The organism is Streptomyces sp. NPDC101132, assembly GCF_044759225.1.
GTDB lineage: Bacteria > Actinomycetota > Actinomycetes > Streptomycetales > Streptomycetaceae > Streptomyces.
Genome location: NZ_JBIVYX010000016.1, coordinates 120,751 through 136,450, shown reverse-complemented (window position 1 = coordinate 136,450; position 15,700 = coordinate 120,751). Strand labels below are relative to the sequence as shown.

The 15,700-nt window shown below is 73.9% G+C and carries 12 protein-coding genes; 7 read left to right on the top strand and 5 right to left on the bottom strand.

The window, feature by feature from the left end; genetic code table 11:
* Window positions 1–100: 100 nt before the first annotated feature.
* From ACIQUR_RS30230 to ACIQUR_RS30220, 3 genes are all read right to left on the bottom strand, one after another.
* A complete protein-coding gene (locus ACIQUR_RS30230; RefSeq protein ID WP_403671019.1) occupies window positions 101–1,177 on the bottom strand; it encodes a hypothetical protein in 1,077 nt (358 codons plus the stop codon).
* Window positions 1,178–1,667: 490 nt separating this feature from the next.
* Window positions 1,668–2,873 (bottom strand): PP2C family protein-serine/threonine phosphatase, encoded by a 1,206-nt coding sequence (locus tag ACIQUR_RS30225; protein WP_403671016.1) that lies wholly within the window; start codon window positions 2,871–2,873, stop codon window positions 1,668–1,670.
* A gap of 57 nt (window positions 2,874–2,930) precedes the next feature.
* Window positions 2,931–3,476 (bottom strand): hypothetical protein, encoded by a 546-nt coding sequence (locus ACIQUR_RS30220; protein ID WP_403671014.1) that lies wholly within the window; start codon window positions 3,474–3,476, stop codon window positions 2,931–2,933.
* A 266-nt stretch (window positions 3,477–3,742) separates the two neighbouring features.
* Between ACIQUR_RS30220 and ACIQUR_RS30215 the strand changes: the two genes are divergently transcribed.
* Entirely contained in the window at window positions 3,743–4,927 is a 1,185-nt protein-coding gene (locus ACIQUR_RS30215; RefSeq protein ID WP_403671011.1) for a zinc-dependent alcohol dehydrogenase, read from the top strand.
* Window positions 4,924–5,946 (top strand): DNA topoisomerase IB, encoded by a 1,023-nt coding sequence (locus ACIQUR_RS30210; RefSeq protein ID WP_403671008.1) that lies wholly within the window; start codon window positions 4,924–4,926, stop codon window positions 5,944–5,946. The genes ACIQUR_RS30215 and ACIQUR_RS30210 overlap by 4 nt, the downstream gene beginning before the upstream one ends.
* Window positions 5,947–5,997: 51 nt before the next feature.
* Here the strand turns inward: ACIQUR_RS30210 and ACIQUR_RS30205 are convergent, their stop codons facing one another.
* On the bottom strand, window positions 5,998–7,119 hold the full coding sequence (locus tag ACIQUR_RS30205) for an ABC transporter substrate-binding protein (RefSeq protein WP_403671005.1): 1,122 nt from the start codon (window positions 7,117–7,119) through the stop codon (window positions 5,998–6,000).
* A gap of 133 nt (window positions 7,120–7,252) precedes the next feature.
* Window positions 7,253–8,593: an ROK family protein gene (locus ACIQUR_RS30200; RefSeq protein WP_403671002.1), complete on the bottom strand. Its 1,341-nt coding sequence runs from the start codon at window positions 8,591–8,593 to the stop codon at window positions 7,253–7,255.
* A 175-nt stretch (window positions 8,594–8,768) separates the two neighbouring features.
* Between ACIQUR_RS30200 and ACIQUR_RS30195 the strand changes: the two genes are divergently transcribed.
* The 5 genes from ACIQUR_RS30195 (at window position 8,769) to ACIQUR_RS30175 (ending at window position 15,664) form a co-directional block, all read left to right on the top strand.
* Window positions 8,769–10,094 carry an extracellular solute-binding protein gene (locus ACIQUR_RS30195; RefSeq protein WP_403670999.1) on the top strand — a complete coding sequence of 442 codons (1,326 nt, stop codon included), beginning with the start codon at window positions 8,769–8,771 and terminating at the stop codon, window positions 10,092–10,094.
* An 11-nt stretch (window positions 10,095–10,105) separates the two neighbouring features.
* Entirely contained in the window at window positions 10,106–11,095 is a 990-nt protein-coding gene (locus ACIQUR_RS30190) for a carbohydrate ABC transporter permease (RefSeq protein ID WP_403670996.1), read from the top strand.
* Between the two features lie 73 nt (window positions 11,096–11,168).
* Entirely contained in the window at window positions 11,169–12,008 is an 840-nt protein-coding gene (locus tag ACIQUR_RS30185; RefSeq protein WP_403671138.1) for a carbohydrate ABC transporter permease, read from the top strand.
* The gene (locus tag ACIQUR_RS30180) at window positions 12,005–13,414 is read left to right on the top strand and encodes a GH1 family beta-glucosidase (RefSeq protein WP_403670994.1); all 1,410 of its coding nucleotides are present in this window, start codon (window positions 12,005–12,007) and stop codon (window positions 13,412–13,414) included. The genes ACIQUR_RS30185 and ACIQUR_RS30180 overlap by 4 nt, the downstream gene beginning before the upstream one ends.
* Before the next feature lie 48 nt (window positions 13,415–13,462).
* The gene (locus ACIQUR_RS30175; RefSeq protein WP_403670991.1) at window positions 13,463–15,664 is read left to right on the top strand and encodes a discoidin domain-containing protein; all 2,202 of its coding nucleotides are present in this window, start codon (window positions 13,463–13,465) and stop codon (window positions 15,662–15,664) included.
* The last annotated feature ends 36 nt before the right edge of the window (window positions 15,665–15,700 follow it).

Sequence of the window (15,700 nt, the reverse complement as noted above, 5' to 3'; positions counted from 1 at the left end):
GGGTCGGGAACCGGCCGCGCCGCCCGCACGGCCCCCGGGGGCGGTGCGGACGGCGCGGCGGTGCGGGGCGCGGGACCGGAGCCGGGGCCCCGGCCCGGGCTCAGCGCCCCGTGGACGACCAGTGGTTGGCGTCCTTCTCCGGCGGCGAGAAGTGGATGACGCCGTACGTGGCGCCCACCGCGATCAGCTTGGCGTTCAGCCCGCTGCGCGGGGTGGTCGTGATCCTGACGCGCTCGCCGGACGCCTTGGCGACGGTCACGCCGGGCGCCGTCCAGGTCGTGTTCATGTCGATGGCCAGGCCCCGCGTGTGCAGGCTGTTCAGGGCCGGCGCCACCTTCAGCTTCGGGTCGATGCCGAACGCGGTGACCAGACGCTGGGCGGCGGCCACCGACGCGGCCGGGTCGAAGGCGCCGTTCGCGTCGGTGTGCTGCCAGCACACGTCGACGCGGTCCTGCCCCTGCGCGGGCTTGAAGGCCGGCACCTTGCCGGCGGACATCTTCTTCTTGGCGACCAGCCAGGCGTAGTGCATCAGGTACGCGCGCTGCGGCGGCCGGAGCGTCGCGACCGGCGTCACGCTGATCCCGCCGTTCCGCATGGCCTTCACGAAGGCGTTGACGTCGCCCCGGAAGCCGTCCGCCAGGTCGGCGGTCCGCGTGCTGGTCGGGAAGCGGGCGGCCCAGGCCCTGCCGCTCAGCGCGGTGGAGGCGCAGGTGCGGACGAAGGTGAGGGTGCCCGAGCTGGGCAGGCAGGTGGTGCCCGTCAGGACGGTGACGGCCCAGGTGATGGCGTACGTCCTGGGCGCGGTGAACGGGCTCGGCTTCGTGTACTTGTGCTTCACCGGCAGCAGTTCGGTCCCGTTCGGACCCCCGCTGAACTCGCGCGTGCTGCTCGTCCCGTCGCCCCAGGTGGTCTTGAGGGAGAAGGTGCAGGCGCTGGTGTCGCCCCGGCTGACGAGCCGGAAGGACACGTTCGGGTCCGCACTCGTGCAGTGCGGATAGGACTTCTTGAAGCAGTTGGGGTCGTCCGCCGTGAGCCTCAGGTCCTGGTCGGTCAGGCTGACGGTGCCGGGCGGCGCGGTGTCCGTGCGTACGGCCGCGGACGCGGTCCCGGCGGTCACGGCGAGTGCGGTGACCGCCAGCGCGGCGGCCCAGCGGCGCATGGCTGAGCGCAGGGTCAAGGGAGTCCCCCCAAGGGTGTGCGTGGACGTACGGGTGCCAGGGCTCCGGCATCCCCCCACAGCGGTGAAATCCGGTCAGCCGGAGCCGCGGGAAGCGTAACGGCCCTTCCGGTGTGCGGGGTTGGCCGTCCACGCGGAGCCGGAGCCCGTACGGCGTACCCGGCCCCGGTACCGGGCCGGTGTCCGCCCCCGCCCCACCCCGCCGGCCGCTCCGGCCCGGACCCGGAGCGGCGCGGTGCGCCCCTGCTCAGCGTGCCGAAGTGCGTCCTGCCGGCCCGCGCGTGGCTCCGGTCCGCCGCGCTCCCGCAAGGGCCCGGCACGCACTCCCGTCGCCCTAACGGGCAGCCCCGCCTACGCCATTGGACGGACCCCCCGACGCGCACGATTCGCGCCACACCACCCACCGGCGTCCACCCCGGACACCCGTGCGACGGGCCAGGGGTACGAGAGGGAACGGAGGTGCGGGCCCGAGCCGGCGGGCCCCGGAGTCTCAGCCCGCCGGGTGCCACTCGGTGAGGAGGATGGTGGCGTCGTCCCGCAGCCGGTGTCCCTGGTGGACCAGGACGTCCCGGACGAGCCGCCGGAGCGCCTCCGGGGCGCTCTCGCCGGACGCCGTGGACCGGATCACGCTGTCGGTGAGCCGCCGCTCGCCGAACAGGTCTCCGTCGGGGGAGCGGGCCTCGGTGATGCCGTCGCTGTGCACCAGGACCCGGTCCCCGGGCTGCAGCCGGGCCCGGTCCACGGCGGGCGGTTCCGGGCCGTGGAACCCGAAGCCGAGCGGAAGGCGGGCCGGGCGCTCCAGCGCGCCGGGCACGACGCGGCCCGCGCGGATCAGCAGCGGCGGCGGGTGTCCGCAGTTGACCCAGGCGAAGTCCCCGTGTTCCGTGTCGAGTTCGGCGATCACCGCGGTCATCAGCCGGTCGGGGATCCAGCGCACCAGCGCCCGGTCGATGGCCGTGACGATGTCGGGGATCGATCCACCGGCGCGGCGGGTGGACCGGCACGCGGCCAGCCCGGCGGCGCTCATGCCGCCCGAGGCGAGGTCGTGCCCCATCGCGTCCAGCAGCGTGAGGTGCAGCGTTCCGTCGATGAAGCAGTGGTCGAACGCGTCCCCGCCGATGTCGTACGCGGGTTCCAGCACCGCGGCCGACGTGGCGTGCCGGGTGCCGATGGTCCGCGGGGGCAGGAACGCCCACAGCAGCTCGGCCTGCAGGGTCATCGGGCGGACGCGCTGCCGCCGCACCAGCAGTTCGTGGTGCGAGGACTTCGACACCACCAGGAGGGTGGCCAGGCTCGCCAGGGCCCGTGCGGCCGCGGTCAGCCGCGGGTCCTGGCCCGCGCCGGTTAGCCGCAGCAGACCCACCCGCTCGACACCGTCGACCATCGGGAACCAGGCCACCGCCTCGTCGCGGGCCTGCTGGACGCGCTGACCGCGGTACGCCAGCCCCGCCAGCGACCCGTCGATGTCGATGCCGTCCCCGTCCTCCGCGGCCAGGCCCGGCTGGGGGAGGGGCACCAGCCGGCGCTGCTGTACGTCCACCAGGTACAGGCGGCTGCCGCCCGCGCCCAGCATCCGGGCGGCCTCGTCGATCAGACCGGCCATCTCGACGGCCGACGCGCCGTGCGACCGCTCCAGCACTCCGGCCAGGACCGCCCCGAGACGGTCCGGGACCGCGGCCGACTCGTACCCGGTCACCGGACGCTCCCTCCGTGACCCCCATGGGCCCCCGCGCTCCTCATCACCGCCCGCCCTTCACACGGCGGCCGGTACGGCGCGGCCGCCGGGCGTGAACGCACGGTCCACGGCGGCCAGCCGCAGGCCCTCCAGCAGCGCGATCTGCCGCTCGGCGCGGGCGGCGAGCCGGTGCATGGCCGCCCGGTCGACCCGGCTGTCGGTCCGCGCGACGTTCCCCAGGGAGCGCCACAGCGCCAGTTTTCCCTGCACGCCCAGCAGCATGGCCTCCAGCTCCAGCACGTCGCTCAGGGGCGAACGCGCGACGAGGCGGCCGTTCGGCTTGGCCCGGCCGGCCTTCTCGGCCAGCCGCATGAGCAGCGACTTCACGTGCCCGACCGGCACGTCGAAGGCCTCCATGACCTCCATGAGGCTGTCCTGGTCCTCCTCGACGTCCCGGAGGAGGGCGACCAGCCGGGCCGCCGCCGGGGTGCCGCGATGGGCACGGACCATGCGGCGGAGCAGCGCCACCCCGGCGGCCGAGCCGGCCCGGTGGTCGTTGAGGTAGACGCCGAGAAGGCGTTCCGGGCCGGGGGAAGGTGCGGAACGGCCGGTGTCCGGTGCCATGTCACCATCTCCGATCGCGTCGTGCGGGCCGGCCCCGCCCCCCGCCGCCGGTTCCGGCGCTCCTCCCCGCGGAGGAGCCACGGGCACAGCGCCCCTACCCGCACGCGCCGGGATCATGGCGCCCCGCCCGGCACCGGGCCCGCGTCGCGGACCGCAGGTTTCGTCCGGCCCCCGCCGGTTAGGCGCGGGGCACGGCCCGCACCGGCACCGCGCTCCGCGCGTGTCCGGCCGGGCACCGCGCACGACCGACCAGTGCGGAGGCACCCATGCGCGCGCTGACCTGGCAGGGCCGCGAGGACGTCCGGGTGGAGACGGTCCCCGATCCCCGCATCGAGGACCCCACCGACATCGTGGTCAAGGTGACCACCACCGGCATCTGCGGTTCCGACCTGCACCTGTACTCCGTGCTCGGCGCCTACCTCGACCCCGGTGACGTGCTGGGCCACGAGCCGATGGGCACCGTGGTGGAGACCGGCCCCGAGGTGCGGACGCTCGCGCCCGGCGACCGGGTGGTCGTGCCGTTCAACATCTCCTGCGGCAGCTGCTACATGTGCGACCGGAACCTCCAGTCCCAGTGCGAGACCACCCAGGTCCGCGCCCACGGCAAGGGTGCGGCCCTCTTCGGCTACACCAAGCTGTACGGGCAGGTGCCCGGCGGCCAGGCCGAGTACCTGCGGGTCCCGTTCGGGGACACGCTGCCGGTCAAGGTCCCCGAGGGACCGCCCGACGAACGCTTCGTCTACCTCTCCGACGTGCTCCCCACCGCCTGGCAGGCCGTGGAGTACGCCGGCCTGGCCCCGGGCGGCTCCCTCACGGTCCTCGGCCTCGGCCCCATCGGGCAGATGGCGGCCCGCATCGCCCTGCACCGCGGCGCCGGCCTCGTCATCGGCGTCGACCTCGTGGACGCCCGGCTCGCACGGGCCCGCAACGCCGGCGTGCACACCCTCGACCTGCGGCAGTACGACGGCGACCTCGGCGACGCGGTCCGCGACCTCACCGACGGCCGCGGCACGGACGCCGTCATCGACGCCGTCGGCATGGAGGCCCACGGCAGCACCAGCGCCTCCCTCGCCCAGAAGATGACGGCCAGGCTGCCCGACGCCCTCGCCCGCCCCCTGATGGAACGCGCCGGGATCGACCGCCTGGCGGCCCTGCACACCGGCATCGACCTCGTCCGCCGCGGCGGCACGCTCTCCGTCTCCGGCGTCTACGGCGGCGCCGTCGACCCGATGCCGCTGCTCACCATGTTCGACAAGCAGCTCCAGATCCGGATGGGCCAGGCCAACGTACGCGCCTGGACGGACGACATCCTGCCCCTGCTGACCGACGAGGACCCGCTCGGCGTGGAGGGCTTCGCCACCCACACCGTGCCCCTGGACCAGGCCCCCGACGCGTACGCGCGCTTCCAGGCCAAGGACGACGGCATGATCAAGACGCTCCTGGTGCCGTGAGCGGACCGCGCCTGCGCACCAGCGACCCGCACCGCCCCGGCTGGCGGCGGGTCAGGCACGGCAAGGGGTTCCGCTACCTCGACGCGGACGGACGCCCGCTGGACCGGGAGCAGCGCGACCGGATCCGGGGACTGGTCATCCCGCCGGCCTGGGAGGACGTGTGGATCTGTCCGTGGCCCAACGGCCACATCCAGGCCGTCGGGACCGATGCCGCCGGACGGCGCCAGTACCTGTACCACGCGAAGTTCCGGGAGCGGCAGGACGCGGCCAAGCACGAACACGTCCGCAGCGTCGCCCGCGGACTGCCCCGGCTGCGCCGGGCCGTGGCCGAGGACCTCGCGGGGCGCGGGCTCGGCCGGGACCGGGTACTCGCCTGCGCCGCCCGCCTGCTCGACCTCGGCTTCTTCCGGATCGGCGGCGAGCGCTACGCCCGCGACCACGACAGCTACGGACTGACCACCCTGCTGCGCGAACACGTCACCTGCCGCCGCGGCGAGGTCTGCCTCGACTTCCCCGCCAAGTCCGGCCGCCGGCAGAACCGGACGCTCGTCGACGACGACGCGCTGGCCGTCGTCCGCGCCCTGCTCCGCAGGAAGGATCCGGGACCGCGGCTGTTCGCCTACTGGGAGGGGCGCGCGTGGCACGAGGTGCGCGCCGCGGACCTCAACGCCTACCTGCGGGAACGCTCCGGGCAGGACATCACGGCCAAGGACTTCCGCACCTGGCACGCCACCGTCCTGGCGGCGGTGGCGCTCGCCGTCTCCGCCCGCGCGGCCCGGGCGGCCCCGTCCGCGCGCAAGCGGGCCGCCGCCCGCGCGGTGCGCGAGGTCAGCGAGTACCTCGGCAACACGCCCGCCGTCTGCCGCGCCTCCTACATCGACCCCCTGGTCTTCGAGCAGTTCGAGGACGGCACCACCATCGCCCCCGCCCTGGACCGGCTGGGCGAGGACACCCCGATGGGCACCCCCGCCACCCGGGGCCCGACCGAACGCGCGGTCCTGCGGCTCCTGGAGGAGTAGGCCCTGTCTTTCGGATCACGCCGGGCTCGCGGGGCCCAGGCGCCCCCGCCCTCAGCCGGTGTGCAGGACCCGGAAGCCGTCTCCCGCGGAGCCCGCCGGGTCCCGGTCGACGACCTGGACCGGCGGCCGCCCCCACTGCCACACGCCGGTGCCCGGGGTACGGGAGAACGTGATCCGGCCGCGGGTCCCCTCGACGTCGACGGCCGGCCAGGCCGCGGCGACGCGCGACCGGTCCGTACCGTGCGCGCGCAGCACCGAGGCGAGGACGGCGACCGCGTCGTAGCCCTCGAAGGCGACGAACGACGGCGCCCCGCCCAGCCGGGCGCGCAGGGCGGCCCCGACGCGCTCCCCGAGGGGGCCGGGGCGCTCGGGGAGGTAGCGCAGGAACGGGATCCCGGCGCCGTCCCGGCCGAGCGCCGCCGCCCACTCCGCGAACTCGGGCTGCCCGGCCGGGGCGCCCACCAGGACCTGGGCGAGTCGCGGGTCGGCGCGCACGGCCTTGACGAGCGGGACGGAGGGCTCCGGGGAACCGGCCAGGAGCAGCAGGGCCGTGGCCCCCAGCGCGGCGAGCTCGTCGCACAGGGCGGAGGGGTCGAGCGCGCGCACGTCGAGTGCGGTGACGGCGCCGCCGTGGGCGGCGAGGTGGTCCCGGAGGATGCGGATGCCCGACTCCCAGTACACGCTCGGCTGGACGGCCGCGGCGATCCGGCGGTGACCCGCGCCGAGGAGGAAGTCGGCGTACACCCGCCAGCCCCGGGACTGGGGCGGGGGAAGCCGCGCGACCCACTCCGCCGGTTCGTCGACCAGCGCGTCGATCACCGCGGACGAGCAGAGGAACGGCAGCCCGAGGGCATCGGCGCGGGCGGCGGCCGCCCGGGCCACGACGCTGTGGTACTCGCCGGTCACGGCCACCACACCGAGGCCGGCCAGCTCGTCCACGGCGGTGACGGCCCGCTCCGGGTCGGCGGCGGTGTCCCGCACCAGCAGCTCGACCGGCCGGCCGCCGATCCCCCCGCCGTCGTTGACCTCGTGCACGCCGAGCTCCAGGCCCGCGAGCAACTGCCGCCCCGCCTCGGCCCATCCGGGCCGGCTCAACGGCACGAGCGCCCCGACCCGCACGGCCCCGCCCCCGGTCCGCGGCCCGGCTCCGGCTGTCGATGTCGGCGTACTCATGCGCGCGTGTCTCCTGTGGTCGGTCCGGGCTCCGGTGCTGGTGCGGATGCTGGTCCAGAAGGGGTGCGCGGGGCAACCGAATTGACCCTCCGCAGGCGTCAGGCGTCAGGCGTCAGGCGTCCGGCGTCCGGCGTCAGGCGCCCGTGCGGCTGCGGACCGCCGACTGCCAGTCCGGGACCGGGGTTTCGGGCCGGGCTTCGGGGCGCCGGCCGCCGCGGGCGAAGAAGTCCGCCAGCGGCTGGATCGCGGCGCCGATGGTGACCGCGTCCGGGCCCAGCGTGCCCAGGCCGATGGAGGCGCGGGAGGCCGGGTAGCGCAGCGCGTTGGCCGCGGCGTACTCCTTCACCCGGTCCAGGAAGCGGGTGCCGAGCTGGAGGCCCGCCCAGCCGCCGACCAGGATGCGGTCCGGCTGGAAGAGGTTGATCAGGTCCGCGAAGCCGGCCCCCAGGTACTCGGCCGTCTCCTCCAGTACGGCGGCCGCCGCGGAGTCCGGCCCGCCGCCGGCCGTGGCCGAGGGCTCCGGCCCGGCTTCGGCGTCCTCCGGATACGCTGCCGCCAGCAGTGCCGCCAGGGCCGTCTCCTGGTTCGCGCCGGCCGGGGGGTTGCCGCCCGCCTCGCGCCAGCGCTCCAGCAGCGCCTCGGCACCGGCGTACGCCTCCAGGCAGCCGCGGGCACCGCAGCGGCAGCGCCGCCCCCGTACGCGTACGGTCAGGTGGCCCCACTCGACGGCCCGCCCCGGGCCCATGTCCTCGGTGACGACGCACGCGCCCACGCCCGACCCGAACAGCACGAACACCGCGTTGCCCGCACCGCGCCCGGCGCCGAACCACATCTCGGCCTGGCCGAGCGTCTTCGCGCCGTTGTCGATGCAGTACGGCACCTCCGGCGGCAGCTCCACCGCCTCCCGGAGCAGCCGTTCCAGGGGTACGGCGTCCCAGCCGACGGTCTGGCCGTGCACCACGGCGCCGTCCTGCGCGGTGTGCTCGACGATGCCGGGCACGCCGACGCCCACGCCCAGCAGCCGCCCGGCCGGCACCCCGGCCGTCGCCAGCACCTCGGCGATGCCCTCGCGGATGTGGTCCACGACCACCGACACCTCGTACGGGTCGTGCGCACCCGGCCCGGCGGCGGCGAGCGGGCGCTCCACCCGGGCCAGCTCGGTGAGCGCGAGGTCGAACAGCTCGATCCGGATGCGGGTCTCGCCGACGTCCACCCCGATCATGCAGCCGCTGTCGGGGCTGATCCGGAGGAGGGTCCGGGGCCGGCCGCCCGCGGAGTCCACGCTGCCGGCCTCCTCCACCAGCCCCTCGGCCACCAGCTCGGCGACCACGTTGCTCACGGAGCCCGAACTCAGCCCGGTGGCGGGTCCGAGGGAGAAGCGGCTCAGCGGACCGTCGAAGTACAGCCGCCGGAGCACCTCCGTGCGGTTCTCCCGGCGCAGGTCACGAACCGTCCGCCCGCTTCTCGCTTCCAAGCCTGCCCCCTGAATCGCCCTCGGCCGCCCTTGGCCGACGCTGCCCTGCTTGCACGATACCGCTGTCAGGACCCTTGACGCGACCTTCTCTTGCGATTTAACTCACGTCCTAAATTAAGTCGCCGTCCGGCACCCGCACCCCCGTCACCCACGTTCCGAAAGGTTCCGACGAGCCATGCGCAGAAGCAGGAACAGAGCCGCCCTCACCGGCGCCGTCGCCCTCTCCCTCACCCTCGCCGCCACCGCCTGCGGAGGCGGGACCACCGGCGCCTCCGGGTCCGGCGGGAGCGGGAAGAAGACCCTGACCTACTGGGCCTCGAACCAGGGCGCGAGCATCGAGGCCGACAAGAAGGTCCTCCAGCCCGAGCTCGACCGCTTCGAGAAGGAGACCGGCATCGAGGTGAAGCTGGAGGTCGTGCCCTGGTCCGACCTGCTCAACCGGATCCTCACCGCCACCACCTCCGGCCAGGGCCCCGACGTGCTCAACATCGGCAACACCTGGAGCGCCTCCCTCCAGGCCGGCGGCGCCCTGCTGCCCTGGGACGCGAAGGCCTTCGGGAAGATTGGCGGCCGCGACCGCTTCGTCGAGTCGGCACTCGGCTCGACCGGCGCCCCGGGCAAGGACCCCGCGGCCGTCCCGCTCTACTCCATGGCCTACGCCCTCTACTACAACAAGGAGATGTTCCGGCAGGCCGGCATCACCAAGCCGCCCGCCACCTGGGACGAGCTCGTCGCCACCGGCAAGCGGCTGACCGCGAAGGGCGGCTCCGCCATCGGCGTCGAGGGCGGCAACCTCTCGAACAACATCCACCAGGTGTACGTCCTCGGCAAGCAGCACGGAGCCGACTTCTTCACCCCCGACGGCAAGGCCGACTTCACCTCCGACGGCGCCGTCGCCGCGGTGAAGCAGTACGTCGACCTGATGGCCGCGCACAAGCTGGTCGCCCCCGGCAACGCCGAGTACGCCCAGAACCAGTCCCTCAGCGACTTCGCCAAGGACCGCACCGCCATGGTCCTGTGGCGGACCCCCTCGGCCACCTTCGCCTCCCAGGGGATGACCGAGGACGAGTGGGGCGTGGCCCCCGCACCCGTCCCGTCCGGCAGCCCCGGCCAGGGCACCTCGGTCAACTCCATGGTCGCGGGCATCAACATGGCCGTCTTCCGCAACACCAAGAACCTCGACGGCGCCTTCCGGTTCGTCAAGTTCATGACCAGCGACGAGGAGCAGAAGACCCTCAACAAGGCCTACGGATCGATGCCGCCGGTCAAGGGCGCCCAGGCGGACCCCGCCTTCGCCACCCCCTCCCTGGCCGTCATCCGCGACACCCTGGCCACCAGCGCCGTCCCGCTCCCGCAGATCCCCGAGGAGTCGCAGTTCGAGACCGTCGTGGGCACCGCGGTCAAGGAACTCTTCGCCGACGCCGCGGCCGGCCGCCCCGTCACCACCGCGTCGGTCCGGGCCAAGCTCGACAAGGCCCAGCAGCAGATGCCGAACCAGTGACGGACACCGCGATGACCACCACCGCCACCCCACCCGCCGGCGGGCCGGCGGTGCGGGCGGGCGGGCCCCGGGCGGCGCACACCGCGCGCCGCCCCCGGCGCCGCGTACCGCTGCCCCACCTGCTCCTGCTGCCTGCCCTGCTGCTCGAACTCCTCGTCCACCTCGTGCCGATGCTCATCGGCATCGTCATGAGCTTCAAGGAACTGACCCAGTTCCACATCGCGCACTGGAACGGCGCGCCCTGGGCCGGCCTCGACAACTACGCCGTCTCCGTGGACTTCGACGCCCCCGTCGGCGCCGCGCTCCTCCGGTCCTTCGCCACGACGTGCGTGTTCGCCGTGTCCTCGGTCGCCCTCTGCTGGCTGCTGGGCACCGCCGCCGCGCTGTTCCTCCAGGACTCCTTCCGGGGCCGGGGCCTGCTGCGCACCCTGTTCCTCGTCCCGTACGCCCTGCCCGTGTACGCCGCCGTGATCACCTGGGCCTTCATGTTCCAGCGGGACAACGGCCTGGTGAACCACGTGCTGCACGACCAGCTCGGCCTCGGCGAAAGCCCCGCCTTCTGGCTGATCGGCGACAACAGCTTCTGGGCCCTGCTGGCCGTCTCGGTCTGGAAGGGCTGGCCCTTCGCCTTCCTGATCGTCATGGCCGGCCTGCAGAACATCCCCCGCGAGCTGTACGAGGCGGCCGCCCTGGACGGGGCCGGCGTGTGGCGGCAGGTCCGGCACGTCACCCTGCCCGCCCTCAGGCCGGTCAACCAGGTCCTCGTCCTCGTCCTCTTCCTCTGGACCTTCAACGACTTCAACACGCCGTTCGTGCTCTTCGGCAGGGCCGCCCCGGAGGCCGCCGACCTGATCTCCCTGCACATCTACCAGTCCTCGTTCCAGACCTGGAACTTCGGCACCGGATCGGCCATGTCCGTGCTGCTCCTGCTCTTCCTCCTGCTCGTCACGGGCGGGTACCTGCTGCTCACCACCCGGGGGAGGAACTCCGCCGATGTCTAGCCCGCCGACGTCCACCCGGCCGGTGACCCGTCCGCCGACGTCCGTCCCCGCTCCCCGCACCGCCCGGTCGCCCATGGCGCCGCCCCGCGGCTTCCTCCGGGCCCGCCGGGTCTTCCTCACCCTGCTCACCGGCTTCGTGCTCCTGCCGGTCTACGTCATGGTCTCCAGCTCCCTCAAGCCGCTGGAGGACGTCTCGGGGAAGTTCCGCTGGCTGCCCTCCGGGCTCACCGTCCGCCCGTACCTCGACATCTGGCGGACCGTGCCGCTCGCCGACTACTTCGTGAACTCCCTGGTGGTGGCGGGGCTGGCGACCGTCTGCTCGGTGACGGTCGCGGTCCTCGCCGCGTACGCCGTCAGCCGCCACGCCTTCCGGGGCCGGCGGGTGTTCACGGTCACCGTCCTGTCGACGCAGATGTTCCCCGGCATCCTCTTCCTGCTGCCGCTCTTCCTCCTCTACGTCAACATCGGCAACGCCACCGGGATCGCCCTGTTCGGCTCCCGCGGCGGCCTGGTCCTCACCTACCTGACGTTCTCGCTGCCCTTCTCCATCTGGATGCTCATCGGCTACTTCGACTCCATCCCGCGCGACCTCGACGAGGCCGCCAGGGTCGACGGCTGCGGCCCGCTCGGCGCCCTGTTCCGGGTGATCGTGCCGGCGGCCGTCCCCGGGATCGTCGCCGTCGCCGTGTACGCCTTCATGACCGCCTGGGGCGAGGTGCTGTTCGCCTCCGTGATGACCAACGACACCACCCGCACCCTCGCCGTCGGCCTCCAGGGCTACGCCACCCAGAACGACGTCTACTGGAACCAGATCATGGCCGCCTCGCTGGTCGTCAGCGTGCCCGTCGTCGCCGGCTTCCTGCTGCTCCAGCGCTACCTCGTCACCGGCCTGACCGCCGGTGCCGTCAAATGACCCCCGCCGACCGCCCCGTCACCCGAGAGGCCACCGTGACCGCACCCGCCACCGTCCCTTCACCCGACCTCGCGGCCTTCCCGCCCGGCTTCTCCTGGGGCACCGCCACCTCCGCGTACCAGATCGAGGGCGCCGTCACCGCCGACGGCCGGGGCCCGTCGATCTGGGACACCTTCTCCCACACGCCCGGCGCCGTCGACAACGGCGACCACGGGGACACCGCCTGCGACCACTACCACCGCTGGCCCGAGGACATCGCCCTGATGCGCCGCCTCGGCACCGACGCCTACCGCTTCTCGATCGCCTGGCCCCGCATCCTGCCCTCCGGCGACGGCCCGCTGAACCCCGCCGGGCTCGACTTCTACGACCGGCTGGTGGACGCACTCCTCGACGCGGGCATCACGCCCTCCGCCACCCTCTACCACTGGGACCTGCCCCAGGCCCTCCAGGACCGCGGCGGCTGGACCGTCCGGGAGACCGCCGAGCGCTTCGCCGCCTACGCCGGCCGCGTCGCGGCCCGCCTCGGCGACCGCGTCACGCAGTGGGCCACGCTCAACGAGCCCCTCTGCTCCGCCTGGATCGGCCACCTGGAGGGCCGGATGGCCCCCGGTCTCACCGACCTCACCGCCGCGGTGCGCGCCTCCTACCACCTGCTCCTCGGGCACGGCCTGGCCGTCGCCGCGGTCCGCGCGGCCGCACCGGCAGCGACCATCGGCCTGGTCACCAACCACTCCACCGTGACCCCCGCCTCCTCCCGCCCCGAGGACGTGGCCGCCGCGGCCCGGGTGGACGGCCACGTCAACCGCTGGTTCCTCGACCCGGTGTACGGCCGGGGCTTCCCGGCCGACATGCGCGAGCTGTACCGCGTCGACCTGCCGGAACGGCCCGGCGACGAGGCCGTCGTCGCGGCACCGCTGGACTGGCACGGCGTCAACTACTACTTCCCGGTGACCGTCGAGGACGACCCCGCGGGCCCGGTCCCGTACGCCCGCGACGTCCGGCAGCCCGGCCTGCCGCGCACCGCCATGGACTGGCCGGTGGACCCCGCGGGCCTGGAGTCGCTGCTGCTCCGGCTCACCGAGGAGTACGGGGTCCGCCGCCTGTACGTCACCGAGAACGGCTCCGCCTTCGACGACCGCCCCGCCCCGGACGGCTCGGTCGACGACCCGGAGCGCGCCGCCTACCTGGAGGACCACATCGCGGCCTGTGCCCGCGCGGTCCGCAGGGGCGCCCCCCTGGCCGGCTACTACGCCTGGTCCCTGCTGGACAACTTCGAGTGGGCGTACGGGTACGCCAAGCGCTTCGGCCTGGTCCACGTGGACTACGCCACCCAGCGCCGCACCGTGAAGTCCAGCGGCCTCAGGTACGCCGACATCGTCCGCCGGCACCGCGCACAGGCGGACTGACCGCACATCCCCCCACCTCCGAGAAGGAGAGCCGCAGTGTCATCTGTCATGCGCATGCTAGAAATCTCGCCCCCACCGGGTGGCCGCCGCCCCCGCTCGCGGTCCCCCCGCCCCGCCCGCCGTTCCCTCGCCGCGGGCCTGGTCACCGCCCTCCTCGGCGCCCTGCTGGCCCTGGCCCCGGCCGCCCCGGCCGCGGCCGCTCCCGTCCTGCTCTCCCAGGGGAAGCCGGTCACCGCCTCCAGCACCGAGAACGCCGGCACCCCGGCGGCCGCCGCCGTGGACGGCGATCCGGGCACCCGCTGGTCCAGCGCCTTCGCCGACCCCCAGTGGCTCCAGGTGGACCTCGGCGCCCCCGCCCTCCTCGACCACGCGGCCCTGCGCTGGGAGACCGCGTACGGGAAGGCGTACCGCATCGAGACCTCCCTCAACGGCACCGACTGGAGCACCGCCTACAGCACCACCACCGGCCCCGGCGGCACCGAGACCGTCTCCCTGTCCGGAACGGCCCGCCACATCCGCCTCACCGGCACCACCCGCGCCACCGGATGGGGCTACTCGCTCTGGGAGTTCCAGGTGTACGGCACCCCCGACGGCGGCCCGACGCTGCCCGGTGGCGGCGACCTCGGCCCCAACGTGCACGTCATCGACCCCGCGACCCCCGACATCCAGGGCAGGCTCGACGCCGTCTTCCGGCAGCAGGAGTCGGCCCAGTTCGGCACCGGACGGCACGCCTTCCTCTTCAAGCCCGGCACCTACAACGGCCTCAACGCCCAGATCGGCTTCTACACCCAGATCGCCGGCCTCGGCCTGCGCCCCGACGACACCCTCATCAACGGCGACGTCACCGTCGACGCCGGCTGGTTCGGCGGCAACGCCACGCAGAACTTCTGGCGCTCCGCCGAGAACCTCGCCCTCAACCCGGTCAACGGCACCGACCGGTGGGCCGTCTCCCAGGCCTCGTCCTTCCGCCGGATGCACGTCAGGGGCGGCCTGAACCTCTCGCCCGACGGGTACGGCTGGGCCAGCGGCGGCTACATCGCCGACTCCCGGATCGACGGCCAGGTCGGCAACTACTCGCAGCAGCAGTGGTACACCCGCGACAGCTCCATCGGCGGCTGGTCCAACAGCGTGTGGAACCAGGTCTTCTCCGGCGTCCAGGGCGCTCCCGCGAACTCCTTCCCCGAGCCCCGCTACACCACCCTCGACACCACGCCGGTCTCCCGCGAGAAGCCGTTCCTCCACTACGAGGGCGGCGAGTTCAAGGTGTTCGTCCCCGCCAAGCGCACCAGCGCCCGCGGCGTGAGCTGGGCCGGCGGCACCCTCGCGGGCACCTCGGTCCCGCTGACCCGGTTCTACGTCGTGCGGCCCGGCACCACCGCGGCGACCATGAACCAGGCCGTCGCCCAGGGCCTCCACCTGCTCTTCACCCCCGGCGTCTACCACGTGGACCGCACGGTCGAGATCAACCGCCCCGGCACCGTCGTGCTCGGCCTCGGCCTCGCGACGATCATCCCGGACAACGGGGTCACCGCGATGCGCGTCGCCGACGTCGACGGCGTCCGGCTGGCCGGGTTCCTCATCGACGCGGGCCCCGTCAACTCGCCGACCCTGCTGGAGATCGGCCCGCAGGGCGCCTCCGCCGACCACTCCGCCGACCCGGTCACCGTCCAGGACGTCTACATCCGCATCGGCGGTGCCGGACCCGGCAAGGCCACCACCTCGATGGTGGTCAACAGCGACGACACGATCATCGACCACACCTGGGTCTGGCGCGCGGACCACGGCGACGGCGTCGGCTGGGAGACCAACCGGGCCGACTACGGGGTGCGCGTCAACGGCGACGACGTCCTGGCCACCGGCCTGTTCGTCGAGCACTTCAACAAGTACGACGTCGAGTGGTACGGCGAGCGCGGCCGCACGGTCTTCTTCCAGAACGAGAAGGCCTACGACGCCCCCAACCAGGCCGCCATCCAGAACGGCTCCGTCAGGGGCTACGCCGCCTACCGCGTCGACGACTCGGTGACCACCCACGAGGGCTGGGGCCTCGGCAGCTACTGCTACTACAACGTCGACCCGACGATCCGGCAGGCCCACGGCTTCCGCGCCCCGGTCAGGCCCGGCGTCCGCTTCCACAGCCTGCTGACCGTCTCCCTCGGCGGCAACGGCCAGTACGACCACGTCGTCAACGACACCGGCGCCCCCACCTCCGGCACCTCCACCGTCCCCTCGACGGTCGTCTCCTACCCCTGACGGCCCGGGCCCGGACAGACGGACACCCCGCCGGCC

Bases quoted from the DNA above. Each gene is read 5' to 3' on its own strand.
- ACIQUR_RS30205 (WP_403671005.1), bottom strand. From the start codon at position 7,119: ATGAGTACGCCGACATCGACAGCCGGAGCCGGGCCGCGGACCGGGGGC.
- ACIQUR_RS30180 (WP_403670994.1), top strand. From the start codon at position 12,005: ATGACCCCCGCCGACCGCCCCGTCACCCGAGAGGCCACCGTGACCGCA.
- ACIQUR_RS30220 (WP_403671014.1), bottom strand. From the start codon at position 3,476: ATGGCACCGGACACCGGCCGTTCCGCACCTTCCCCCGGCCCGGAACGC.
- ACIQUR_RS30215 (WP_403671011.1), top strand. From the start codon at position 3,743: ATGCGCGCGCTGACCTGGCAGGGCCGCGAGGACGTCCGGGTGGAGACG.
- ACIQUR_RS30190 (WP_403670996.1), top strand. From the start codon at position 10,106: ATGACCACCACCGCCACCCCACCCGCCGGCGGGCCGGCGGTGCGGGCG.
- ACIQUR_RS30175 (WP_403670991.1), top strand. From the start codon at position 13,463: ATGCGCATGCTAGAAATCTCGCCCCCACCGGGTGGCCGCCGCCCCCGC.
- ACIQUR_RS30185 (WP_403671138.1), top strand. From the start codon at position 11,169: ATGGCGCCGCCCCGCGGCTTCCTCCGGGCCCGCCGGGTCTTCCTCACC.
- ACIQUR_RS30195 (WP_403670999.1), top strand. From the start codon at position 8,769: ATGCGCAGAAGCAGGAACAGAGCCGCCCTCACCGGCGCCGTCGCCCTC.